The sequence below is a fragment of the Sutterella parvirubra YIT 11816 genome, assembly GCF_000250875.1.
Lineage (GTDB): Bacteria > Pseudomonadota > Gammaproteobacteria > Burkholderiales > Burkholderiaceae_F > Sutterella > Sutterella parvirubra.
Genome location: NZ_JH604967.1, coordinates 13,238 through 14,139, shown reverse-complemented (window position 1 = coordinate 14,139; position 902 = coordinate 13,238). Strand labels below are relative to the sequence as shown.

At 71.8% G+C, this 902-nt stretch carries 1 protein-coding gene; it reads left to right on the top strand.

Features of this window, described 5'->3' with window-relative positions:
* Nucleotides 1-902, top strand: a 902-nt coding sequence (locus HMPREF9440_RS11435; RefSeq protein ID WP_040764020.1) for a penicillin-binding transpeptidase domain-containing protein, incomplete at both ends; no start/stop codon positions are given.

Sequence of the window (902 nt, the reverse complement as noted above, 5' to 3'; positions counted from 1 at the left end):
GAGCCTCGAGGCGTTGGTCCAAGGCACCGTCGCCCGACTCGCCCCCTGGGGCATCACCAACGCCGCCTTGGCCGTCTCCGACGCCCGAACGGGCGAGGTCTTGGCGCACGTGGGGTCCGCCGACTTTGAGAACGCCGCGATCGAGGGCGAAGTCGATGCGTTGACGGCGATGAGAAGCCCCGGCTCCACGCTGAAGCCCTTCCTCTTCGGGCTCGCGCTCGACCAGGGGCTCATTCACTCCGAGACGGTTCTCATGGACCGCCCGCAGGGCTTCGGCGGCTGGCGGCCCGAAAACGCCGACGGGGACTTCGCGGGGCCGATTCCGGCGTCCGCGGCGCTGCTCCGAAGCCGCAACCTTCCCGCCGTATCTTTGGCCCGGCAGGTGAACCCCGACCTCTACGACCTGCTCCAACGCGCCGGCACGGCGCTGCCGTTCGACAAGACCCACTACGGCCTCGCCATCGCCCTGGGCGGTGCCGAGACCACGATGGCGGACCTCCTGCGGCTCTACGGCGCATTGGCGTCCGACGGCCTCGTGCGGCCGCTGGTGTTCGGATACGTGGAGGGGAACGGAGCGACGGGCTCGACGCCGGTCCCCGTGACGCTCCGCGGTTCGGGCGAAGGCCGGAACACCGCAACGGAACCCGCCACCATCCCGATCCTCACGCCGGAGAGCGCGCTCATCATCCGCGAGATCCTCGCGCGCGGGGGCGAGACCGTGCGCACCGCTTCGGGCGCGCCGGTGCGCGCCGGCTTCAAGACGGGGACGAGCCACGGCTTTCGCGACGCCCGCGCCGCGGGGACCGTGGGACCCTACGTGCTGACCGTCTGGCTCGGGAACTTCGACGGCCGCGGGAACCCGCACCTTCAGGGCGCCGCGGTCGCGGCGCCCCTTTGGCTCG